General features: G+C 72.0%; 19 protein-coding genes and 4 pseudogenes. 6 read left to right on the top strand and 17 right to left on the bottom strand.

Going from position 1 to position 21,037, the window contains the following annotated elements; all coding sequences use genetic code 11:
* The 6 genes and pseudogenes from GAK38_RS08040 to GAK38_RS08015 all read right to left on the bottom strand — a co-directional run.
* On the bottom strand, window positions 1-250 hold a 250-nt coding region (locus GAK38_RS08040), incomplete at its 3' end, for a transposase (RefSeq protein WP_291780548.1).
* 65 nt (window positions 251-315) lie between these two features.
* Window positions 316-759 (bottom strand): annotated as a pseudogene (locus GAK38_RS08035) (potassium-transporting ATPase subunit KdpA); the annotation flags it as partial.
* Window position 760: 1 nt separating this feature from the next.
* Window positions 761-859, bottom strand: coding sequence for a K(+)-transporting ATPase subunit F (gene kdpF / locus GAK38_RS08030; protein ID WP_325343029.1), 99 nt, complete (start codon window positions 857-859; stop codon window positions 761-763).
* Window positions 860-1,203: 344 nt separating this feature from the next.
* On the bottom strand, window positions 1,204-2,274 hold the full coding sequence (locus tag GAK38_RS08025; protein ID WP_325343039.1) for a lipocalin-like domain-containing protein: 1,071 nt from the start codon (window positions 2,272-2,274) through the stop codon (window positions 1,204-1,206).
* Window positions 2,271-3,149 (bottom strand): hypothetical protein, encoded by an 879-nt coding sequence (locus GAK38_RS08020; RefSeq protein ID WP_325343027.1) that lies wholly within the window; start codon window positions 3,147-3,149, stop codon window positions 2,271-2,273. Before GAK38_RS08020 ends, GAK38_RS08025 begins: the two co-directional genes overlap by 4 nt.
* Window positions 3,146-5,695, bottom strand: coding sequence for an FtsX-like permease family protein (locus GAK38_RS08015; protein WP_325343025.1), 2,550 nt, complete (start codon window positions 5,693-5,695; stop codon window positions 3,146-3,148). Before GAK38_RS08015 ends, GAK38_RS08020 begins: the two co-directional genes overlap by 4 nt.
* A gap of 140 nt (window positions 5,696-5,835) precedes the next feature.
* Here GAK38_RS08015 and GAK38_RS08010 point away from each other — a divergent pair, with 140 nt between their 5' ends.
* The gene (locus GAK38_RS08010) at window positions 5,836-6,258 is read left to right on the top strand and encodes an Hsp20/alpha crystallin family protein (protein WP_325343023.1); all 423 of its coding nucleotides are present in this window, start codon (window positions 5,836-5,838) and stop codon (window positions 6,256-6,258) included.
* Between the two features lie 50 nt (window positions 6,259-6,308).
* On the opposite strand, the gene GAK38_RS08005 is transcribed toward GAK38_RS08010, so the two are convergent.
* The 7 genes and pseudogenes from GAK38_RS08005 to mutL all read right to left on the bottom strand — a co-directional run bounded on the left by GAK38_RS08005 (window position 6,309) and on the right by mutL (window position 14,243).
* On the bottom strand, window positions 6,309-6,947 hold the full coding sequence (locus GAK38_RS08005; protein ID WP_325343021.1) for a TetR/AcrR family transcriptional regulator: 639 nt from the start codon (window positions 6,945-6,947) through the stop codon (window positions 6,309-6,311).
* Between the two features lie 51 nt (window positions 6,948-6,998).
* A complete protein-coding gene (locus GAK38_RS08000; RefSeq protein WP_325343019.1) occupies window positions 6,999-7,607 on the bottom strand; it encodes an NAD(P)H-dependent oxidoreductase in 609 nt (202 codons plus the stop codon).
* Window positions 7,608-7,792: 185 nt separating this feature from the next.
* Complete coding sequence (locus GAK38_RS07995) at window positions 7,793-8,467, bottom strand: ABC transporter ATP-binding protein (protein ID WP_325343017.1); 675 nt, start codon at window positions 8,465-8,467, stop codon at window positions 7,793-7,795.
* Entirely contained in the window at window positions 8,464-9,447 is a 984-nt protein-coding gene (gene miaA / locus GAK38_RS07990) for a tRNA (adenosine(37)-N6)-dimethylallyltransferase MiaA (RefSeq protein ID WP_325343015.1), read from the bottom strand. The genes GAK38_RS07995 and miaA overlap by 4 nt, the downstream gene beginning before the upstream one ends.
* A 29-nt stretch (window positions 9,448-9,476) precedes the next feature.
* Complete coding sequence (locus GAK38_RS07985) at window positions 9,477-10,466, bottom strand: alpha/beta hydrolase (protein ID WP_325343013.1); 990 nt, start codon at window positions 10,464-10,466, stop codon at window positions 9,477-9,479.
* Between the two features lie 274 nt (window positions 10,467-10,740).
* Window positions 10,741-12,083, bottom strand: a pseudogene (gene gdhA / locus GAK38_RS07980) (NADP-specific glutamate dehydrogenase).
* A gap of 276 nt (window positions 12,084-12,359) precedes the next feature.
* Window positions 12,360-14,243, bottom strand: a complete 1,884-nt coding sequence (gene mutL, locus GAK38_RS07975; RefSeq protein ID WP_443089175.1) for a DNA mismatch repair endonuclease MutL — start codon at window positions 14,241-14,243, stop codon at window positions 12,360-12,362.
* A gap of 52 nt (window positions 14,244-14,295) precedes the next feature.
* On the opposite strand from mutL, the gene GAK38_RS07970 reads away from it, so the two are divergent.
* Window positions 14,296-14,952, top strand: coding sequence for a DedA family protein (locus tag GAK38_RS07970; RefSeq protein ID WP_325343009.1), 657 nt, complete (start codon window positions 14,296-14,298; stop codon window positions 14,950-14,952).
* Between the two features lie 7 nt (window positions 14,953-14,959).
* On the opposite strand, the gene GAK38_RS07965 is transcribed toward GAK38_RS07970, so the two are convergent.
* From GAK38_RS07965 to tsaE, 3 genes are all read right to left on the bottom strand, one after another.
* Window positions 14,960-15,190, bottom strand: a complete 231-nt coding sequence (locus GAK38_RS07965; protein ID WP_325343007.1) for a glycine zipper 2TM domain-containing protein — start codon at window positions 15,188-15,190, stop codon at window positions 14,960-14,962.
* 236 nt (window positions 15,191-15,426) lie between these two features.
* Window positions 15,427-16,857 carry an N-acetylmuramoyl-L-alanine amidase gene (locus GAK38_RS07960; RefSeq protein WP_325343005.1) on the bottom strand — a complete coding sequence of 477 codons (1,431 nt, stop codon included), beginning with the start codon at window positions 16,855-16,857 and terminating at the stop codon, window positions 15,427-15,429.
* Window positions 16,854-17,354 carry a tRNA (adenosine(37)-N6)-threonylcarbamoyltransferase complex ATPase subunit type 1 TsaE gene (gene tsaE, locus GAK38_RS07955; RefSeq protein ID WP_325343003.1) on the bottom strand — a complete coding sequence of 167 codons (501 nt, stop codon included), beginning with the start codon at window positions 17,352-17,354 and terminating at the stop codon, window positions 16,854-16,856. The genes GAK38_RS07960 and tsaE overlap by 4 nt, the downstream gene beginning before the upstream one ends.
* 12 nt (window positions 17,355-17,366) lie before the next feature.
* On the opposite strand from tsaE, the pseudogene GAK38_RS07950 reads away from it, so the two are divergent.
* A pseudogene (locus GAK38_RS07950) lies at window positions 17,367-17,553 on the top strand (tRNA epoxyqueuosine(34) reductase QueG); the annotation flags it as partial.
* 155 nt (window positions 17,554-17,708) lie between these two features.
* Here GAK38_RS07950 and GAK38_RS07945 read toward each other — a convergent pair.
* The gene (locus tag GAK38_RS07945; RefSeq protein WP_325343001.1) at window positions 17,709-18,617 is read right to left on the bottom strand and encodes an AEC family transporter; all 909 of its coding nucleotides are present in this window, start codon (window positions 18,615-18,617) and stop codon (window positions 17,709-17,711) included.
* A 138-nt stretch (window positions 18,618-18,755) separates the two neighbouring features.
* On the opposite strand from GAK38_RS07945, the gene GAK38_RS07940 reads away from it, so the two are divergent.
* From GAK38_RS07940 to GAK38_RS07930, 3 genes and pseudogenes are all read left to right on the top strand, one after another.
* On the top strand, window positions 18,756-19,736 hold the full coding sequence (locus GAK38_RS07940; protein ID WP_325343037.1) for a tripartite tricarboxylate transporter substrate binding protein BugE: 981 nt from the start codon (window positions 18,756-18,758) through the stop codon (window positions 19,734-19,736).
* A gap of 64 nt (window positions 19,737-19,800) precedes the next feature.
* Complete coding sequence (gene xerD, locus GAK38_RS07935) at window positions 19,801-20,706, top strand: site-specific tyrosine recombinase XerD (protein ID WP_325342999.1); 906 nt, start codon at window positions 19,801-19,803, stop codon at window positions 20,704-20,706.
* Window positions 20,707-20,741: 35 nt separating this feature from the next.
* Window positions 20,742-21,004 (top strand): annotated as a pseudogene (locus GAK38_RS07930) (hypothetical protein).
* The last annotated feature ends 33 nt before the right edge of the window (window positions 21,005-21,037 follow it).

The raw sequence follows: 21,037 nt of genomic DNA, 5'->3' as shown, positions 1-21,037 counted from the left end.
AAGCGTTCTCCTCCTCCAGCCGCGCCACTTCACGTTTGAGCCGTGCATGTTCGGCCAACTCCAAGCGTTGTGCCTGATCGTCCTGGTCGTGCCGCCGCGCCTGGGCGCGCCAACTGTACAGCTGGGCAGGCTGCAACCCCAGATCACGAGCCACCGTGGTTACCCCTTCTGTGGCCGCTCGCAACAGTGCCTGCTGCCTGAACTCCAGGCTGAACTCCTGCCCCTTTCTGCCTGCCTTGCTCTTGGTCATCGTCCACCTCCTATTGCGATAGTTAATCGCTTATAGGGGTGTCCGTGAAACGGGGGCAAGATCACCACGGCGATCCCCGTGGCCGCGGACAGGAAGTTCTGGACCCCCAGCCCCAGCATCTGCGTGAGATGGCTCATGGTCGACTCGCCGCCATAACCCTGCCAGTTCGTGTTGGCCACGAAGCTCACCGCCGTGTTGAACGAGGAATCCGGCGAGACCGCGCCCATGCCCGCGGGGTTCACCGGCAGCAGGTGCTGGAGGCGCTGGAGGCCGTAGACGGCGAACGTGCCCACGGCATTGAAGGCGAGCAGCGCCAGCGCGTACCGGCTCCAGCGCATGGAGGTGTCCGGCTGCACGCCGGCCAGGCGGTACAGGGGCCGCTCGATCCGCCCGGTCCAGCCGTACATCCGCCCCGCGCAGACCGCGGAAAGCACCTTGCCGAGCGGCCATGCCAGCGCGCCGAGCACGAGCAGGAACACGAGAAGAAGCGCACAGGCCGACGCATCCATCTCAGAACTCCTCGGCGCGCAGCAGCGCATGGAGCAGGTAGGCGAACAGGCCGGCGGCCAGGGCGCCGGCGGTGCCGTACAGGACGGTCGGGTCTGTCATGGGTGCTCCTCCCGAGGCTGGTCGAGCCTGCCGAGAAACGCCACGGCCCCGGCCATGGCCAACCACATTGCGGCGATGCCGGCCAACCAAACGATGTCCATCACGGTGCTCCTGATTCACGATGTCGGGATTCTCGGAACCCCTCCGTAAAAATGGCGCAGTGACTGGACCGGGCGGCATAAAAACGGCGTAAACGCCCGGGTCTTTTGCGGCGAATGCCGCTGCTTTTACCGAGAACGCGGGGCCGGCGAAAACGCTCTGCGCTCAGGGTTCGGGCTGGGGGTATAAGCCGATAACAGATGGAATACGGGGCCTGTAGGGATCCATAGGCGGGAGTATGAGGCTCAGAGCCGCAGCCGGGCCGCATAGCCCGTCATCTCCAGGTACCCCCGCCCCACGGCGCGGCCGGCCGCGTCGCGCAGTTCGCTCAGGCCCTCCCAGTAGATCGCGCCGGTGGAGGCGCTGCTGTCCAGCTCCTGGTCGTCGAGCAGCGCATGGACCGTGAAGCGCCCGGCCGGGGTCGCGACCTCCCATTCCACGCCGTAGCGCGCACCGCTGGCCGGGCTCTGCCAGCGGCGCAGCGGCCGCCAGGCGACGGCATCGTGCGCAAAGGCCGTCGCCTGCGCCGTGCCGCCCGCGCGCCACGATCCGCCGGCCCACAGCGCCGAGCCGTCGCGCCGCCGCAGCCGGAAGGCGGTCAGCGCGCCGCCATCGTCCAGGTTCATGCCGATCCAGTCCCAACCCACGGCCTCGGGATGCAGCAGCGCCTCGCTCCATTCATGGTCCAGCCAAGCCCGGCCGCCATCGACGGCGAAGCGCCGGCCTTGCAGCGTCAGCGCGCCGCTGGCCCGCAGCTGCGGCTCGCTGTAGTAGTAGCTGGCCTGCGCCGCCTCGGGGCCCTTGCGCGACAGGCCGGCCGCACCTTGCAGCAGCACCGGCTGGGTCGCGGCGAAGTCCAGCGCCAGGGCGAAATCCATGGCCGGCAGGCGGGCCGTGTAGGTGCCGCTGCTGCGGTCGCCGCTGCGCTCCCGGGTCCAGTCGCGCAGGCGCAGCGCGGTGTCGGCCGCGCCGGCCTCCGCCACGCCGAAGCCGGCGCGCGCGATGCGCTGGTCGTGCCACAGGCGCCGCCCCTGCACGTCGGTCAGCGCGGCATGGGCGAACACCACCTGCTTCGCCGCGAAGGCCGAGGCCAGGCCCTGCGCGGCATCGACGCGCGAGCGGAAGAAGGTGAGCTGCAAGCCGAAGACCCGCTCGCTGGAGCGCACCCAGCCGGTCACGTACCACCATTCGGTGCGCAGTTCCGGATGGCTGCCGAAGTCGCGCGGGAACACGAGCGCGCGCGGCGGCAGCGCCCGCGCCGGCCGCCACCCGGCGGCCGCCAGCGCGGCCAGCAGCCACGTCCTGCGCCGCATCATGCGGGCCGCGGCGGCGCCACCAGCGCGCGCGCCAGCCAGGCCAGCAGCCACAGCAGCGCCAGCGGCAGCACCACGGTCTGGAGCACGAAGACGACGATCAGGTCCACCATGCGGTCCACCGCCTGGGCCGCGCCGTCGCGCAGCTGGCGCAGCCGCTGGCCCACGTCGACCAAATCGGCTGCGCGGTCCCACCACTCGCGCAGGCGCCGGCCCAGGCCCGCGGCCTCGGCCGGCGGCGCGCCCTGGGACTGCACCGCCTCCACGCGGCGCGCCGACTGGTCGATCGCGGACTGGCTGGTCTCGTAGGTCGGCGCGAGGAAGTGGCGGTACGCCGCCTCGTTACCCAGCGCCACCAGCGGCACCGCGAAGCGCACCAGCAGCAGACCGGCCAGCAGCCGCGCCAGCCACACGGGCGACGCGCGCGAGCGCACGTGGAAGGCGCCCCAGGCCAGTGCCAGCAGCGTCAGCACCAGCGAGACCGCCGTGCTGCCGCCGATGGCGATCAGCAGCTTCTGCACGCCGAACGAGACGCTCGCGATGAGCATCACGGTCGAGAACTTCTCCACCAGATCGGCCACCGGCGCCAGCGCCTGGCCGACCGCGAGCGTCGTGCCCACGCCCGCGGGCTGCACCGCCAACGCGGTGCCCTGGGCCACCGAGATCAGCGCATGCAGCGCCCGCGCGGTGGCGAAGCTGGCCAGCGCACGCTGCAGGCCCGCGTCGGCCTGCCGCGTGGCCCGCGCGTCCAGGCCGCCGCCGAACCAGGCGGCGGCGCAGAGCAGCGCCAGCAGGACCAGCGCCGGCAGGCGGCGCAGCAGGGCGGATCGGGGAGGGGTCGTCGATGCGGTCGTCACCGCGGCATTGTCCGCCGTCACCAGTCCTCCTTGACGGCCAGCACCGCGTCGCGCCCGGCCGCCGCCCGCCCGGCGACCCAGGCCGTGGCCGTGCCCGCGGCGGCCACGGCGGCGCAGAGCGCGGCCAGCCGCAGGCCCGGCAGGCGCAGGTCCATGGTCCAGTGGAAGCTCTGCGGGTTCACCACGTGCACCAGCACCACCGCCACCGCGAGGCCCAGCGCCAGCCCGGCGAGCGCGCCGATCGCCGTCCAGGCCGCGCCTTCGCCGGCGACCACCGCGAGGATCTGTCCGCGCGTGAGCCCCAGGTGCGCGAGCAGGCCGAACTCCTTGCGCCGCGCCAGCACCTGCGCGCCGAAGCTCGCGGCGATGCCGAACAGGCCGATGCCGATGGCCACCCCTTGCAGCCAGGTGGTGACGGCGAAGCTGCGATCGAAGATGCGCAGCGAATTCGCGCGGATCGCCGCCGTGCTCGCCACCTCCACCGGCGTGCCGGGCGCCAGCGCCGACGCCGCGGCGACGGCCGCCGCCGCATCGGCGCCGGCCGCAAGCGTGAGCGCGATGTCGTTGACGCGGTCGTCGCCCGAGAGGCGCTGCCAGTCGGCCGTGTCGATCGCGATGGCGCCGAACTGCCGTGCGTAGTCGCGCCAGATGCCGGCCACGAAGAAGTCGGCCCGCCGTGCCGCCGGCAGCGCGGCGGCGAGCGGCGCGAAGCCGGCGCCTGTGCGCGCGCCGTACAAGTCGGCCACCGGCTCGCTCACGTAGATGCCGACGCGCCCGGGCGGCACCGGCAGCGGCCCGGCCACCAGCGGCAGCGTGCGCGCCGCGTCGCCGAGCGGGCGCGCGACGATGGCGACCGCGGGCCGCGCGCGGTCCAGCGGCACGGCGCGCACCCGCAGGCCCGAGGCGGCCCGCACCCCCGGCACGGCGGCCACCGCCTCCAGCACCGAAGGCGGCAGGCCCGGGCCGTCCTGCGCGGCGCGCAGGTAAAGGTCGGCCGGCAGCACCACGTCGAGCCAGCGCGTGACCGAATCGCGGAAGCTCGCCACCATCACCGTCAGCGCGACCGACAGCGCCAGGCTGGCGACCACGCCGCTCACCGCCACCGCGGCCGTCTCGCGCATGCGGCGTGCGCGCTCCACCGCCAGCAGCGGCAGCGCCCGGCGCGCGACCCGCGCCGCCAGCCGGTCGTAGACCAAGGCCACCAGCCACGGCAGGCCGGCGATGCCGCCCACCAGCAGCAGCGCGACCGAGACGTAGGCGCCCACCGGCACGCCCGCCACCGGCGGCGCGAGCGCCAGCAGCGCGCCGGCGGCCACCAGCGCCGGCGCGATCCAGGGCCGCCGCGCCTGCCCCGTCGCCAGGCCCAGCCCCTTGAGCGTCTGCGCCGGTGGCAGCGCCTGCGCCCGCCGCGCCGGCCACCAGCCGCCGGCCAGCGCGGCGGCGATGCCGAGCGCGCCGTAGCCGAGCGCGGTCCCGGGGTTCCAGCGCAGCGCGGGCGCGGCGCCGGCGAATGTCTGCGCGAAGTAGCCGCCGCCCAGGTCGCCGCCCAGCGCGCGCAGCGCCAGCGCCGCCAGCGCGGTGCCCAGCGCCAGCCCGGCCGCGCTGCCCGCGGCACCGAGTACGAAGGATTCGGCCAGCACCAGCCGCAGCCGCTCGCGCGCGGTCAGCCCCAGCACGCCGAGCAGCGCGAACTGCTGCGCCCGCTTGGCCACGGCGAGCGACAGCACCGAGAACACCAGGAAGGCCCCGGTGAACAGCGCCACCAGCGCCAGCACCGCGAGGTTCACGCGGTAGGCGCGCGAGAGGTTGCCGATGCGCTCGGCCGCGTCGCCGGGCGCCTCGGCCGCGAGGCCCGCGGGCCAGTGCGGCGAGCGGCGCAGCGTGCGCAGCAGCGCCTGGCCATCGGCGCCCGGCGCGAGCTTCAGGTCGATGCGCGAGAGCTGCCCCGCCAGGCCGAACAGGTCCTGCGCCGCGCCGATGTCCATCACCGCGAGCGCCGCGCCGCCCGCGGCCACGGAGCCTGCGACCTCGGCCTCGCGGGCCGTGCCGTCGGCCGTGCGCAGCACGACGCGCCTGCCGGCCAGCGCGTGGGCGTCGAGCCCGAGCGCGGCGATGGCCGCCGCGTTGAGGAACACCGCATGCGGCGCGAACAAGGCCAGCCGGCCGGCGCCTGCGAGCGGCCGCGGCATCAGCGCCGGCGCCAGCGCGGGAAGGGCCAGCGCATCGGCGCCGACCACGCGGATCGCCTGCGCGTTGGCGCCGCCGCCCTCGGCCCGCAGGTCGAGCACCGGCGCCGCCAGCGCCACGCCAGGCGCGCGCACGGCCTCGGCGAACAGCCGCTCGTCGAAGGTCGCCCCTGCCTGCGGCAGCCGCAGGCTCAGGTCGGGCTGGCCGCCCACGGTGCGCACCGCGCTGGCGAACTCGTCGAGCGCCGACGCGTTGATCAGGTGCACCGCGAACGCGAGCGCCACGCCCAGCATCACCGCCGCGGCCGCCGCCGCACTGCGCCAGGGGTGGTGGCGCAGTTCCTGCCAGGAGAAGCGGGCGAGCAGGGCGAAGAGCGGCATGGCCGCATTGTCCCCGGACCGGCTTGACGCAGCGCAAGCCGCAGCAGTGGCGCCCTTGTCAAGGCGCTGCGGCGGGTCTATATACGTTCTGCGGCGCTGGTGCCGCTGTCCTCATAACCGTTTCAATCCAAGGAGTTGCCATGAGTTCCCTCGTTTCGCGTGGTGGTCTGTTCGATGAACTGTTCCGCGACATCGCCCCCGGCTTCTACGTCCGCCCGCTGCACGGCGAGCCGCTGCCCGCGCAGATCCGGCTCGATGTGAAGGAAAACCCCCAGAGCTACACCGTGCACGCCGAGATCCCCGGCGTGAACAAGGACGACATCCACGTCGAGATCGACGGCGGCCAGGTCACGCTGCGCGCCGAAGTCCAGCAGCACGACAGCCAGACCCAGGGCGACAAGGTGCTGCGCAGCGAGCGCTACTACGGCGCGGTCTCGCGCAGCCTCCAGCTGCCTGCGGACATCGACTCAGCCCAGGCCAAGGCGAAGTACGAGAACGGCGTGCTCACGCTCACGCTGCCGAAGAAGGCCGGCGGATCGAGCCAGCGGCTGGCGATCGAGTGATAGCCCTTGGGGTATAGGCTGAAAGCCCTTGGCTTGCAAGCGCTGTGGGCCTATACCTCTAGGGTCGCGCCGCCGCTGCGCCGGACCACGGCCAGGATGACCTGGTACAGCTCGTCGCGGGCCTGCGGCTGGCCGACATCGCCGTCCCGCGCCGCGCAGGCCAGCGCGTCGGCCGCCCCCAGCATCGCCCACAGGCCGGCGGCCCCCAGGCCCTGCGGCCCGGCCCATGGCGCCAGCGCCTGCCGGCACTTGGCGAGGTAGTCCTGCTGGCACTCCTTCTTCAGCCGGGCCAGTTCCGGCGAGCCGCTCAGGGCGGCCAGCACGCCCGGGATCTCGCGCCCTTCGGTGAGGACGCAGTCGATGTAGCTGGCCGCGATCACCCGCGCCTTGTCCTCCAGGGCCGGTGCGCTGGCCGCGATCGCGTCGTCGATGACGCGGTTCTGCCGCCGCTCGAAGTCCTGGTAGAGCGCGGCCAGCAGCCCCTGGCGGGTGCCGAAGTGCTCGTAGACCGTCGGCTTGGTGATGCCTGCGGCCTCGGCCAGCCGGCCCAGGCTGAGGGCGTCCGTCCCTTCCTCGCCGATCAGCCGCCACGACACGTCGATCAGCTGGGCGAACCGTTCCTGCCGCGGCAGGCGCCGGCGCGTCCGGGGCGCGCTCTCGGCAGGAGAGGTGGGGGACGGGTCGGACATGGGCGCGTCTCGGTCGTTCCCGCGGATTCTCGCCGGGCCGGCGGGCGGCCGCTACGCCGCCTGCGCCCGGCCGCAGAAGACCCGGCGGCCGATCTCCCGCGCCGCGGCGAGGGCGGCGTCCGGGAAGCCGGTGCCGGTGGTCCGCAGGATGTCCGACGTGGCCACGCGCGCGCCCACGTAGTCGAAGATGCCGTGGTCGATCTGCGTCTTCATCGCCGTGGCATAGCCGTGGCGTTCATAGGTGCCGGCATCCGCGGCGCCGATGCCGGCCAGGTGGACGGCGAGCCGCCGGAGCTTCTTCTCCAGCGGCCGGCCGTCCGGCGTGTCGTCATAGGCCCAGCCGTTGGTGAACACGCGGTCGATCCAGCCCTTGAGCTGGGCCGGAAACGACCACCAGTAGACCGGATAGACCAGCACCAGCGCATCGGCGCGGTCGAGCCGCCGCTGCGCGGCCAGCACGTCGGCGGGCGGCGGCAGCCGGTCGCGGAACGCAGCCAGGTCGGGCGCGCCGAACCGCGGATCGAACCCTTCGGCGGCCAGGTCGGCCCGCTCGACGGAATGCTGGGTGCCCGCTGCCGCGATGCCCCGTGCGATTTCGGCGGCGACCTGGTGGGTGAACGAGGCGGGCTCGGGATGCGCCACGACGACAACTGCATGCATGGAAACAGGGGCTCCATTCGGCCGGGTTCGACAGGCAACCGCGGCCGGCAGTCCCCGGCCGTTCGCGGGCCGCCGGCAGCGCTGGCTACCGAATGTAGAATACTTTTGGTATGTTAGACCGATGCGCAGGGACGGCCATGCCAAGAGTATGGTCTGACAGCGCCTGCTCCCAGGGCGCTGGCGGCTCATACCCCGGCAGTCAACCCGTCCGTGCGCAGCCGCAGCACGCGGTCGGCGCGCGCAGCCGCGACCCCGGAGTGGGTCACCAGCACCAGCGCGGCGCCGTGCCCGCGGGTCTGGGCCACGAGCAGGTCCATCACCTGGGCCGCGGTGCCCGGGTCGAGGTTGCCCGTGGGCTCGTCGGCCAGCAGCAGGGCAGGGCGGTGCGCCAGCGCCCGGGCGATGGCCACGCGCTGCAGCTGGCCGCCGCTCAGCGTCTGCGGCAGGCGCGAGCCCAGGCCGGCCAGACCCACGGCGGCGAGCAGCGCCTCGACGCGGGCGTCGTGCGCCTCGCCCAGCAGCAGCAGCGGCAGCGCGACGTTCTGCGCCACGTCGAGGTGCGGCAGCACATGGAAGGCCTGGAACACGAAGCCGACGTGGCGCCGGCGCCAGCGGGCGCGCGCATCGCCGTCGAGCGCGCCGAGGTCGGTGGCGCGGCCCTGTGCGTCGGTGTGGACGATGCGGCCGGCGTCCCAGTCGTCGAGCCCGGCCAGGCAGTTGAGCAGCGTGGACTTGCCCACGCCCGAGTCGCCGACGATGGCGACGAACTCGCCGGGCGCCACGTCCAGGTCCACGCCGGCGAAGACCGTGCCCTGGCCGTAGCGCTTGGCGAGACCGCGCACGGCCAGAGCGGCCGTCATGCCGGCATCCCGCCGGCCAGCGCGGCGACCGCGCGCACCGCCTGCGCGAGCGCATCGGGCGCGTCGCAGGCGACCACGCGGCGCGCCGGCATGCCGCGCAGCCAGGTGATCTGGCGCTTGGCGAGCTGGCGCGTGGCGGCGATGCCGCGTTCGCGCAGCGCGTCGGACGCCGCGGCCGTGTCGCCGAACTCGTCCATCAGTTCCCAGGCCTGCCGGTAGCCCACGCAGCGCATCGAAGGCAGCGCGGTGGACAGGTCGCCGCGCGCGCGCAGGGCGCGCACCTCGTCGAGGAAGCCGGCGCCGAGCATGGCGTCGAAGCGCTGCGCGATGCGCGCGTGCAGCCAGCGGCGGTCGGCCGGCTCCAGCGACACCAGCGGAAAGCGGGCGCCGGCCGTACCGTTCTTGCCGGCCGCGTGGAAGGACGACAGCGGCCGGCCGCTGCTGCGCCAGACTTCGAGCGCGCGCTGGATGCGCTGGCTGTCGCCCGGGGCCAGGCGCGCGGCGGTCGCCGGGTCCACGCGGGCCAGTTCGGCATGCAGCGCGGGCCAGCCGCGGTCGGCCGCCTCGGCATCGATCACGGCGCGCACCTGGGGATCGGCTGCGGGCAGCGCATGCAGCCCCTCGGCCAGCGCATGGAAGTACAGCATGGTGCCGCCCACCAGCAGCGGCAGCGCGCCGCGCGCGCGGATCTCTTCCACGAGCCGGCGCGCGCCGGCCGCGAAGGCCGCGGCGCTGTAGCTCTCCAGCGGGTCGAGAATGTCGATCAGATGGTGCGGCACGGCGGCCCGCTCGGCGGCGGTGGGCTTGGCGGTGCCGATGTCCATGCCGCGGTAGACCAGGGCCGAATCGACGCTGACGATCTCGACCGCGCGGCGCGGCGCGAGCGCGGCGGCCACGGCCAGCGCGGCGGCGGTCTTGCCCGAGGCGGTGGGTCCGGCCAGGGCGATGCAGGGGAGGATGTCGTCGGCGGCGCAAGGCATTCCGCCGAGCGTACCAGCCGGCGCGATCCTTATTCCGACACGGGGGCCGGCGGCTCCTGCATGCCGAACAGCTGCGCGACCGCCTGGCGGTACTGGTTCTCGCCGACCGCGTTGGTGTTGAAGTGCGAGCCGCCTTCGACCACCACGAACTGCTTGCGGCCGGTGGCGGCCTCGAACAGCTTGCGGCCCAGACGCACCGGGATGGTGGAGTCGGCCGAGCCATGCACCACCAGCAGCGGCGCGCCGATCTCGCGCACCTTGCTTTCCGAATCGAAGCGCTGGGTGATCAGCGGCGACAGCGGCAGCCAGCCCCACTTGAAGCTGCTGACCACGTCGGAGATGCTGGTGAACGTGCCTTCGACGATCACGCCGGCCTCGTCCTTCACACTCGAGGCCAGGTCGATGGCGATGGCGCCGCCCAGCGAATGCCCGAAGATGTAGCGCGGGCGCCCCGGATAGGTGCGGCCCAGCCAGTCCCAGGCGGCGCGGGCGTCCTCGGCGGCCGTGGTCTCCGACGGCAGGCCCGGGCTGCTCTTGCCGAAGCCGCGGTAGTCGATGGCGAGCACCGAGAAGCCCATCTGCTGCATGCGGCGGATGCGGCCGGCCGAGCCGGACACGTTCCAGCGCGCGCCATGCAGGTACAGCAGCACGGGCGTCTGCTGCGGCGTGGGCGGCAGCGCGGCCGCCGGCGTGTCCTCGCGCTGGCGGCGCACAGGGCGGATGGCGGTGACGTCGGTGCCCACGGCCGACAGCAGGTCGGCCGGGCCTTCGGCCGACGCGGGGGCGTCGGCCGGCAGCCACAGCGCATGCAGCGTGGCATCCTCGCCCGAACTGGGCGAGCGGAAGCCGATCCAGACGTTCTCCAGCCCCTCGGCCTCGGCGGCGCTGTTGCCCCAGGCGCGGTCGCTGGGCTGGAAGATCCATTCGCGCTGCTTGTCGTCGAGCGTCGCGCAGCCGGCCAGCACGGCCAGCGTGACGACGACGGAAGAGAGGACGGGAACGTGCCAGCGTTTCTGCATAGACCGGACAGAGTGGTGGAGGGGCCGCGAAGTTTCGCGATCCGCATACCAAACGCCGGGTTTTACAATTCCGTTGACCTGTTGCTCCGTGCGTTGCGGGCAGATGCGAGGGTTTGTACGCAGTTCGGGCTGGATAGGGCGCAATGCCAGTTCTGGCGCGGCCCATGCCAGCAGACGTCGCACAAGGGCCGCCCCGCCGCGCTGGCGTCGCCCCCTTGCCGGAGCGCGAAGCGCGCAGAGAGAAGGGGGGCGGCAAAGCCGCTCGAGGAATGTTCTACAAAACCCCTTGGCCGATCATGACGTCAGCGACACGCACGAAACCGGCGATGTTCGCGCCATCGACATAGCTCACGCTGCCGTCCCCGCGCCGGCCGTGGCGCAGTGCCTCGGCATGGATCCCCTGCATGATCTTCAGCAGGCGCGCATCGACCTCCTCGCGCGTCCACGACAGGCGCAGCGCGTTCTGGCTCATCTCCAGGCCGAGGTGGCCACACCGCCGGCGTTGCTGGCCTTGCCCGGCGCATAGAGCACGCCGGCGGCCTCGAAGGCCTTGGCCGCCTCGATGGTCGAGGGCATGTTGGCGCCTTCGGCCACGGCGGTCACGCCGTTCTTGATGAGGGTGGCGGCATCGCCGGCGTCCAGCTCGTTCTGCGTGGCGCAGGGCAGGGCGACGTCCACCGGCACGTGCCACGGGCGCTTGCCAGCCTCGAAGCGGGCACCGACGCGGCGGGCATAGTCGTCCACGCGGCCGAACTGGTGGTTCTTCACCTCCATGAGCGTGGCCAGCTTCTCGGCCGTGAAGCCTTCCTCGTCGACCACGGTGCCGCTGGAGTCGGACACGGTGACGACCTTGGCGCCGAGCTGCAGCGCCTTCTCGACCGCGTACTGCGCCACGTTGCCCGAGCCGGAGACCGACACGCGCAGGCCGTCGAACGAGCGGCCGCGGGTCTGGAGCATCTCCTGCGCGAAGTAGACGGTGCCGTAGCCGGTGGCCTCGGGCCGGATCAGCGAGCCGCCGAAGGCGAGGCCCTTGCCGGTGAAGACGCAGTCGGCGCGGTTGGTGAGCTTCTTGACGGTGCCGGCGATGTAGCCCACTTCGCGCCCGCCCACGCCGATGTCGCCCGCGGGCACGTCGGTGTCGGCGCCCACGTGGCGGAACAGCTCGCTGGCGAAGGCCTGGCAGAAGCGCATGACCTCGGTCGGGCTCTTGCCCTTGGGATCGAAGTCGCTGCCGCCCTTGCCGCCGCCCATGGGCAGCGTGGTCAGCGCGTTCTTGAAGGTCTGCTCGAAGGCCAGAAACTTCAGCACCGACAGGTTGACCGACGGGTGGAAGCGCAGGCCGCCCTTGTACGGGCCGATGGCCAGGCTGTGCTGGATGCGGTAGCCGCGGTTGACGTGGGCGCGGCCGTGGTCGTCGAACCAGGTCACGCGGAAGATGATGACGCGCTCGGGCTCCACGATGCGTTCGAGCAGGGCGTGCTCGGCATAGCGGGGATGCTTCTCGATGAAGGGCCAGAGGCTTTCGAGCACCTCGGTGACGGCCTGGATGTATTCGGGCTGGTCGGGATTGCGGCTGGCGACCTGTTCGATGAAGGAATGGACGGACGTGTGCGCCATGCGCGTGTTCTCCTGGATGTGTTGTGCTGGTGCATTCCGGCCACTGGGTGGCCGGCAGACGCATTGATCGTGTGCGTAATGCACCAAACTGGGTCAATCCATTCGATTTTGGCATAACCATAGACGACCGGCCGTATTTTCGGGGTGCATGCCAGCAAGAGGAAGGGCCACAGGACATGCCGGCGCGGGCTGCCGGCTGTCGGGGCGGTAGTGCCAGGGGGTATGGACTGACTGCGCCCGTATGCTGCGCGGTACCAGAAGGTAGGGCAGGGGGTATCAACGCCCGCGCAGGAACAGCCCGTCGAGTTCCTTCACCGACAGCTGGCGCCAGGTCGGCCGGCCGTGGTTGCACTGGTCGGACCGCTCGGTCGCCTCCATCTGGCGCAGCAGTGCATTCATCTCTTCGAGCGTGAGCCGCCGGTTGGCCCGCACCGCGCCGTGGCAGGCCATGGTGCCGAGGATCTCGTTGTTCGCGCGCTGCACCAGCGTGCTCGCGTCGTGCGCCGCGAGCTCGGCCAGTACGCTGCGGGCCAGCTCCACCGGGTCGCCCTGGGCCAGCGTCGTCGGCACCGCGCGCACGGCCAGCGTGCGCGGCGAGAACGGCGAGATCTCCAGGCCCAGCGCGGCCAGCGCATCGACGCCGGCCTCGGCCGCCGCCACCTCCTGCGGCGTGGCCGCGAACGTGGCCGGTATCAGCAGCGGCTGGCTCGCGATCGGCTTGCCGGTGTCGGCCTGGGCCTTGAGCCGCTCGTAGACGATGCGCTCGTGAGCCGCATGCATGTCGACGATGACCAGGCCCTGCGCGTTCTCGGCCAGGATGTAGATGCCGTGCAGCTGCGCCACGGCGCGGCCGAGCGGCCAGTCCTCGGCCGGGGCGGCCGCAGGTGCAGCAGCAGGGGTGGCGGAAGCAGCGACGGGCGACGTCCACGGGGTGGGCGCCTCCTGCACGGCCGGCGTGCGCTGCCACAGCGCGCCCAGGTCGCTCACGCGGTGGCCGATCTCCGGTTCCGGCCGGGGCCGCAGGCCCAGCCCGGGCTGGGCCCAGGCCGGCGCGGGCGCCGCAGCCGCCGCTGGTGCCAGCACGGTCCGCGCCGGCACCAGCGGCACGGCCGGCGCGCTGCCGGCGCGCGGCGCGGCCAGTGCGTTCTCGACCGCATGGCGAACCGCCTGGTGCACCTCGCGGCTGTCGCGAAAGCGCACCTCGATCTTGGTCGGGTGCACGTTCACGTCCACCCGCGCCGGGTCGATGTCCACGTAGAGCGCATAGACCGGCTGGCGCTGGCCGTGCAGCACGTCCTCATAGGCGCTGCGGGCCGCATGGGTCAGCACCTTGTCGCGCACGTAGCGGCCGTTGACGTAGCAGAACTGCCAGTCGGCCCGCGAGCGCGACGCGTCCGGAATGCCGGCGCGGCCGACCACGGTGACCGGCCCGGCCGTATGGCGCACCTCGATCGACTGGTCGACGAACTCGCCGCCCAGCACATCGGCAAGCCGCCGCGCGACGGCCTCGCCGCCGTCGACCGGCACCGCGCGCCACTGCTCGACGAGCCGGCCTTCGTGCCAGATCGCGAAGCCCACGTCGGGCCGCGCGAGCGCATGGCGGCGCACCGCCTCGATGCAGTGGGCCAGTTCGGTCGCGTCGGTCTTCAGGAACTTGCGGCGCGCCGGCGTGGAGAAGAACAGCTCCTTCACCTCGACGGTGGTGCCGACGGTGCGCGCCGCCGGCCGCAGCTCGCCGCTGCGCGCGTCGAGCAGGAAGGCGCTCTCCTGGCCGGCCACGCGCGAGAGCAGGGCGGTTTCCGACACCGACGCAATGGCCGCCAGCGCCTCGCCGCGAAAGCCCATGGTGCCCACCGATTCCAGGTCCGACAGGCTCGCGATCTTGCTGGTCGCATGCCGGCGCAGCGCCATTGGCAGCTCCTCGCGCGGTATGCCGCTGCCGTCGTCCTCCACCGAGATCAGGCGCACGCCGCCGGCCATCAGCCGCACGGTGACCTGGGTGGCGCCGGCGTCGAGCGCGTTGTCGACCAGCTCGCGCACGACGGAGGCCGGCCGCTCCACCACTTCGCCTGCGGCGATCTGGCTGATCAGCTCGTCGGGCAGGTCGAGGATGGGGCGGCGGGCGGTGGAAGGGGAAAGCTGGGCGTTCACCCGGGGCATTCTAGAAGTGCCGCCGGTGCCCTCGATAATCGCCGCTGTTTCCGGTAACGCCATGGACATCGCCCACTTCCTCATCGACTTCATCCTCCATGTCGACAAGCACCTCGCCTCGTTCGTCGCCAGCCACGGGCCGTGGGTCTATGCGCTGCTGTTCGCGATCGTGTTCGTGGAGACCGGCGTGGTCGTCATGCCGTTCCTGCCCGGCGATTCGCTGCTGTTCATCGTGGGAGCGCTGGCCGGCGCGGGGCTGCTGAACCTGCCGCTGGCGCTCGCGGTGCTGCCCGCAGGCGCCATCCTCGGCGACCAGTGCAACTATTCGATTGGCCGCCACCTCGGGCCGCGCGTGTTCCAGTGGGAGGGTTCGCGCTTCTTCAACCGCCATGCGTTCGACCAGGCGCATGCGTTCTACGAACGCTACGGCGGCATCACCATCGTTCTCGCGCGGTTCATGCCGTTCATTCGCACGTTCGCGCCGTTCGTGGCCGGCGTGGCGCGGATGAGCCGCTGGAAGTTCACGGCCTACAACGTGGGCGGGGCGGCGCTGTGGGTCGTCGGCATCGGCCTGGCCGGCTACTTCTTCGGCAACCTGCCGTGGGTGCGCGACAACCTCGAGAAAATCGTCTGGGCGATGATCCTGGTGCCGGGAATCATCGCCCTGTGGGGCGCATGGCGCGGTTCGCGTCGCGCAGGTGCCGGAACCGCGCGCTGAAGCCGGATCAGCGGCCGCGGTCGGAGTTCTTGCCGACTTCGTTGCCGATCAGCGCGCCGGCGGCAGCGCCGCCCACGGCGCCGGCCGTGCCGCCGAAGATCGCATGGCCGGCCACGCCGCCGAGCACGGCGCCGGCGCCGGTGCCGATCTGCTGGTTGTTGGGCGGATAGGCGCAGCCGGTGAGGCTCAGGAGGGCAGCGCCCGCGCCGCTTGCGATGATGTACTTGATGCCTTTCATTGGGGGTCCCCTTTCAAAGGTGAATGCCAGGAGGCCGGACCTCCCGGCTCCATGCAGACAACTCTAAGCGTCCAGCCCCGGGTCGGCTGTAGGAAGGGGGCAACGATGACCGTCGGTCAGGACATGGCCGCCACGCCAGCGCGGCCCAGGCCAGCGGACGCCGCGCACGGGCTGCCCCGCCCGTTGCGCGCAGCGCTCCAGAGAGACGGGAGGAGCCGCACGGCGGCAGCGCGGGGCTAAAGACTCCGGCTGCGCGCCAGCGGCGGATTGCGCTTGAAATACCCCTGGATGCCGCGCATCAGCGCATCGGCGAGCTGCACCTGGTAGGCCGGGTTGCGCAGCCGGGCCTCTTCCTCGGGGTTGCTGATGAAGGCCGTCTCCACCAGCACGCTCGGGATGTCCGGCGCCTTCAGCACCGCGAAGCCGGCCTGCTCCACCGTGCCCTTGTGCAGCCGGCCGAGCGTGCCGATCTCGCCGAGCAGCGCGTGGCCGAGCTTGAGGCTGTCGTTGATCTGCGCGGTGGTGCTCATGTCGAGCAGCGCGCGCTGCACGTGCGCGTCCTGCGCGCGCACGTTGAGGCCGCCGACGAGATCGGCCTCGTTCTCCTTGTTGGCCAGCCAGCGCGCAGCCGAGCTGGAGGCGCCGCTCTGGCTCAGCGCGAACACGCTGGCGCCGCGCGCCGCGGGCGTGGTGAAGGCATCGGCGTGGATGCTGATGAACAGGTCGGCCTGAACGCGGCGGGCCTTCTGCACGCGCACGCCCAGGGGCACGAAGAAGTCGGCGTCGCGCGTCATGAAGGCGCGCATCGGGTTGCCGCCGATGGTGGTGTTGTTGATGCGCTCGCGCAGCAGGTGGGCGATGCGCAGCACCACGTCCTTCTCGTGCGTGCCGCCGCCGCCGGTGGCGCCCGGGTCCTCGCCGCCATGGCCGGGGTCGAGCGCGACGATGATGATGCGGTCGGTGCGCGAGGCCGTGGGTGCGACCGGCCGCGGGGCCACGGCGACCGGCGGCGCCGCGGGCGCGGGCGGCGGCACCGGCGGGATGGCCGGGCGGTCGCTGCCCACGCGCGGCGGCACCGGGCGCTGCGACTGCTGGGCGATCAGGTCGCCCAGCGGGTCGCGCTGTGCGGCGGGCGGCAGGTGGGCCGTGGGCGGCGGCGCGGGCGGCTCCACCAGTGTGCCGGGCGCCGGGCCGTCGCGCAGGCGCTCGGAGATCAGGGCTTCCAGCGGATCCGGCGGCTGCGTGGGATAGAGGTCGAACACCAGCCGGTGCTGGTAGGCGGCCACCGGCTGCAGCGTGAACACCTGCGGCAGCGCCGGCTGCTTGAGGTCGATGACCAGACGCATCACGCCCGGCGCGTTCTGGCCCACGCGGATGCCGGCGATGAACGGATCGTCGGGCCGCACCTTGGCGACCAGTTCGCGCAGCGCCGGGTCGAGTTCGATGCCGTCGATGTCCACCGCCAGCCGCGGCGGGCTGGCGACGAAGAACTGGCGGGCCGAGAGCTGCGTGTCGGATTCGAGCGTGACCCGCGTGTATTCGGGCGCGGGCCAGACGCGCACGGCCACGATGCTGGCGCCGCGCGCGATCTGCTGTGCGCCGAGCAGCAGCACGACGGCGCCGGACTGCAGCAGCGCGCGGCGCGAGGGGGAAACCGGTGCGTTCATCGGGCGAGGGCCTCCAGCAGGGTGCGGCCGGCGGCCGTGCCGGCGCGCAGCGCGACCAGGCGGGTCTCGTCGGCCTGCGCGGTGATGGTGATGGCGAAATCCGCCACGGGCGCCAAGCCTACGGCGTTGCCGGGCCATTCGGCGATCTTGAGGCCGGGGCCCGCGAAGATGTCGCGCAGGCCGGCGTCCTCCCATTCGCGCGGGTCGCCGAAGCGGTAGAAGTCGAAGTGCCAGACCGCCAGGCCGCCGGGTGCGTCGTGCGGCTCGACCACTGCATAGGTCGGGCTCTTGATGCGGCCCTCGATGCCCAGCGCGCGCAGCAGGTGGCGGGTGAAGGTGGTCTTGCCGGCGCCCAGGTCGCCGTGCAGTTCGATGTAGGCGTCGCGCACTGCCGGCAGCGCGGCCAAGCGCCGGGCGAAGGCCTCGGTGTCGGCCTCGGAATGCCAGGCGAGCCGGCTTTCTACATTCGGCAGGGGAGGGTCGGCAGCAGCAGTCAACTCGTATCTCGGATTCAGGGGTGGGTCCGCGAGCTGGGATTCTCCCAAATCGGGGCGGCCGGCGTCGATCTTTCGCCTGCCGAGGAGGGATTGATGTCGCGGCTGGCCCACGGGTTCCACGGCAAGATGAAATACATGGAAACGCACGGCCTGCGCCGCGCGTCCGGCCGAACCGGTGCCGGGCGCGGTCGGCGTGATCGCCCCGGGGCACGCGCCGCCCGCCGCCAGCGGCGGGGTGGCGCGCCGGCGGCCCCCGCGCTGGAACGGGAGCACATGCAGTGGATAGCAGGGTATGTGTTTACAGTGCCTGTGAATCCTGCGCTGTAGCACACTGCCCCAGGGAGTATAGATCGCTCAGCCCAGCAGCCCGAGCGCGAACGGGATGCTGGCCATGCCCAGCAGCGTGGAAAGCGTCACCAGCCCGGCCACCAGCGGCCCGTTGTAGCCCATGCGCGCGGCCAGCACGTAGCAGGTCGAGGCCGTGGGCAGGCCGGCGAAGGCCATCAGCACGGCGCCCTGCGCCGCATCGAGCCGCAGCAGCCGCGCGAAGCAGAAGGCGACCAGCGGCTGCACCAGGTGCCGGACCGCGAGCACCCACGCGCCGAGGGTCTTGCTGCGCGCCAGAGGCCCGAACTGCATGCCCGCGCCGGCCGACATCAGCCCGAGCGCCAGCCCGGCCGCGCCGATGCGCGTGACCGTCGGCTGCAGCAGCGGCGGCAGCACGAAGCCCGCGAGGTTGGCCGCAAAGCCCAGCGCGGTCGCCACGATCAGGGGGTTGCGCAGCAGCTCGCGCACGAAGCCGTGCCGCCCGCCGCGCGCCATCGGCCACACGGCGGCGATGTTGAACACCGGCACGCCCACGCCGATCAGCATCGCGATCAGCGGCAGGCCCTGCGGCCCCGCAAGCCGGTCGGCCAGTGCCAGCGCGATGAACGAATTGAAGCGAAAGGCCACCTGCGCGCAGGCCGCATGGTCGCGCCGGTCGATGCGCTGTCCGATGCCCGGCAGCCACGGCAGGACGTAGGTGAGGGCGACGGCCACCAGCCCGGTGCCGATGCCCGCGGCCAGCAGGCTCGACGCCTCGCCCACGTCGAGCGGACTCTTCACGATCGAATGGAACAGCAGGACCGGGAAGAGGAAGTAGTAGACCAGGCTCTCCACCGGCTGCCAGATGCGGCGGTCGAGCGGCGTGAACCGGCACAGCAGCCAGCCGCAGAGAATGAGCGAGAAGTCGGGGAAGCGGAGGAGCGCGTAGTCCGGCACGCGGGCGAGGATAGCAGTGCATCCGCGTCAGGAGTTCGTCAGTCTTTTCGGGGTTCGCCCTCTCGCGGCAAGCCGCGGCCGCACCTAGGATGCAGGTCCTCTCGTATCCATCGCACATCCGAAGGAGCCCACTTCATGCTGCAACGCCGTTCCTGGATCGCGCTCGCCGCCCTGGCAGCCGGCGCCGGTACCGCCGCTGTGCCTGCCGCCGCGCAGAGCAACTATCCCAACAAGCCGATCAGGCTCGTCGTGCCCTTCGCCCCGGGCGGCACGACCGACATCGTGGCCCGCGTGATCGCCGACCCGCTGGGCAAGGCCCTGGGCCAGCCGGTGGTGGTGGAGAACAAGGCCGGTGGCGGCGGCATCGTCGGCGCGTCCGACACGGCGCGCGCCGCGCCCGACGGCTATTCGCTGGGCCTGGCGACGGTCTCGTCCACCGCGGCCAATCCGGCGATCAATCCCAAGACGCCGTACAACCCGATCACCGACTTCACGCCGATCATCAACATCGCGGCCACGCCGAACATCATCGCGGTCAACCCGCGCTTCCCGGCCAAGGATTACAAGGCCTTCGCCGCGGAGATCAAGAAATCGCCCGGCAAGTACTCCTATTCGTCCTCGGGCACCGGAGGCATCGGCCATCTGCTCATGGAGCTCTACAAGAGCCTGACCGACAGCTACATCACCCACATCCCGTACCGCGGCGCGGGCCCGGCGCTCAACGACACCGTGGCCGGCCAGGTGCCGATCATCTTCGACAACCTGCCCTCCACGCTGCCTTTCGTCAAGGAGGGCCGGCTGGTGCCGATCGTGGTCTCCGCGCCGCATCGCCTGAAGGATCTGCCCAACGTGCCGACCTTCAAGGAAGTGGGCCTGGAGCCGGTCAACCGCCTGGCCTTCTACGGCATCCTCGGCCCCAAGGGCCTGCCCAAGGAAGTCGTCGACAAGATCAACGCCGGCGTGAAGAAGGCGCTGGAGGACCCGGCCGTGAGGAAGCGCATCGAGGACACCGGCTTCATCATCGTGGCCAACACGCCCGAGCAGTTCGCCCAGGAGATCAGGGACGAGTTCGCGGTCTACAAGCAGGTGGTGGCCAAGCAGAAGCTCACGCTGGAGTAAGCTCGCGCAGCCTGCTCCCCAGGGCGCCCGGCGCAGGCCGGGCGCCCTTTCGTTTTCCTGCTCCATGCTGCTTCCTGCCTCCACGGCGAGCATCGACGCCTTCATCGACGCGCTTTGGCTCGAAGACGGCCTCGCGCGCAACACCCTGGCCGCCTACCGCCGCGACCTGACCCTGTTCGCCGCCTGGCTCGGCGAGCACCACCAGGCGGCCCTCGACGCGGCCGCGCAGCACCACCTCCAGGGATATTTCGCGGCCCGCCATGCGGCCACTCGGGCCACCTCGGCCAACCGGCGGCTCACCGTGTTCAAGCGCTATTTCCACTGGGCCCTGCGCGAAGGGCGCGTCAGCGCCGATCCCACGCTGCAGCTGCAGTCGGCCCGCCAGCCGCTGCGCGTGCCGGCCACGCTGACCGAGGCCCAGGTCGAAGCCCTGCTGCGCGCCCCGGACACCGATACACCGCTCGGCCTGCGCGACCGCGCCATGCTCGAACTGGTCTACGCCAGCGGGCTGCGGGTGAGCGAGCTGGTCACCCTGTTGCTGCTGAACGTGGGCTTGGCCGAAGGCGTGCTGCGCATCACCGGCAAGGGCCGCAAGGAGCGCCTGGTGCCCTTCGGTGAAGAGGCGGGTATATGGCTCCAGCGCTTCTTGGCCGAGGGCCGCAGTGCCATACTGGGGGGGCGGCAGAGCGCCGACCTGTTCGTCACCGCGCGCGGCCGCGGCATGACGCGGGTGATGTTCTGGATGCTGGTGAAGAAGTACGCGGCCGCCGCCGGCATCACCGCGCCGCTGTCGCCGCACACACTGCGCCACGCCTTCGCGACCCACCTGCTGAACCACGGCGCCGACCTGCGCGCAGTGCAGATGCTGCTGGGGCATGCCGACATCTCCACCACCACGATCTACACCCACGTAGCGCGCGAAAGGCTCAAGCAACTGCACGCGCGGCACCATCCGCGCGGCGAGGCCTGACAATTCCGCCATTCCGGCCGAAAGAGACATCCACGATGACCACCGACCGATTCCTCGAAACCGCCGACTACAAGCTCTTTCCCTCGCCGCGCAACGTGCACCGCGTCGTCTTCGAACACCAGGTGTTCGTGCCGCAGCCCTATGCGCTGATCGACCTGCCGAGTTACGACCTCAACTCAAGGGCCGCTACAGTCTGTTCGCCGCCTGCAGGCTTTCCGATGGGAAGATGGGGCAGCTCGTGACGTTGGAGCAGGCGGAGGATGCGGCAAGGTTCAGGGCGAGGTTCGTTGCGGATTAGCACCATGCAACTGAAATACCACATGTTGTGTTT

The sequence above is a fragment of the Xylophilus sp. genome (genome assembly GCA_009914555.1).
GTDB lineage: Bacteria > Pseudomonadota > Gammaproteobacteria > Burkholderiales > Burkholderiaceae_C > WNDY01.
This window is presented reverse-complemented; position numbering and strand designations above follow the sequence as displayed.

Excerpts from the sequence above, each read along its gene's own strand:
- xerD (WP_325342999.1), top strand. The coding sequence starts at position 19,801 with ATGCTGCTTCCTGCCTCCACGGCGAGCATCGACGCCTTCATCGACGCG.
- GAK38_RS07960 (WP_325343005.1), bottom strand. The coding sequence starts at position 16,857 with ATGAACGCACCGGTTTCCCCCTCGCGCCGCGCGCTGCTGCAGTCCGGC.
- GAK38_RS07965 (WP_325343007.1), bottom strand. The coding sequence starts at position 15,190 with ATGAAAGGCATCAAGTACATCATCGCAAGCGGCGCGGGCGCTGCCCTC.
- mutL (WP_443089175.1), bottom strand. The coding sequence starts at position 14,243 with ATGCCCCGGGTGAACGCCCAGCTTTCCCCTTCCACCGCCCGCCGCCCC.
- GAK38_RS07970 (WP_325343009.1), top strand. The coding sequence starts at position 14,296 with ATGGACATCGCCCACTTCCTCATCGACTTCATCCTCCATGTCGACAAG.
- GAK38_RS08015 (WP_325343025.1), bottom strand. The coding sequence starts at position 5,695 with ATGCCGCTCTTCGCCCTGCTCGCCCGCTTCTCCTGGCAGGAACTGCGC.
- kdpF (WP_325343029.1), bottom strand. The coding sequence starts at position 859 with ATGACAGACCCGACCGTCCTGTACGGCACCGCCGGCGCCCTGGCCGCC.
- miaA (WP_325343015.1), bottom strand. The coding sequence starts at position 9,447 with ATGCCTTGCGCCGCCGACGACATCCTCCCCTGCATCGCCCTGGCCGGA.
- GAK38_RS08025 (WP_325343039.1), bottom strand. The coding sequence starts at position 2,274 with ATGATGCGGCGCAGGACGTGGCTGCTGGCCGCGCTGGCGGCCGCCGGG.
- GAK38_RS08000 (WP_325343019.1), bottom strand. The coding sequence starts at position 7,607 with ATGCATGCAGTTGTCGTCGTGGCGCATCCCGAGCCCGCCTCGTTCACC.
- GAK38_RS08005 (WP_325343021.1), bottom strand. The coding sequence starts at position 6,947 with ATGTCCGACCCGTCCCCCACCTCTCCTGCCGAGAGCGCGCCCCGGACG.
- GAK38_RS07985 (WP_325343013.1), bottom strand. The coding sequence starts at position 10,466 with ATGCAGAAACGCTGGCACGTTCCCGTCCTCTCTTCCGTCGTCGTCACG.
- GAK38_RS07995 (WP_325343017.1), bottom strand. The coding sequence starts at position 8,467 with ATGACGGCCGCTCTGGCCGTGCGCGGTCTCGCCAAGCGCTACGGCCAG.
- GAK38_RS08010 (WP_325343023.1), top strand. The coding sequence starts at position 5,836 with ATGAGTTCCCTCGTTTCGCGTGGTGGTCTGTTCGATGAACTGTTCCGC.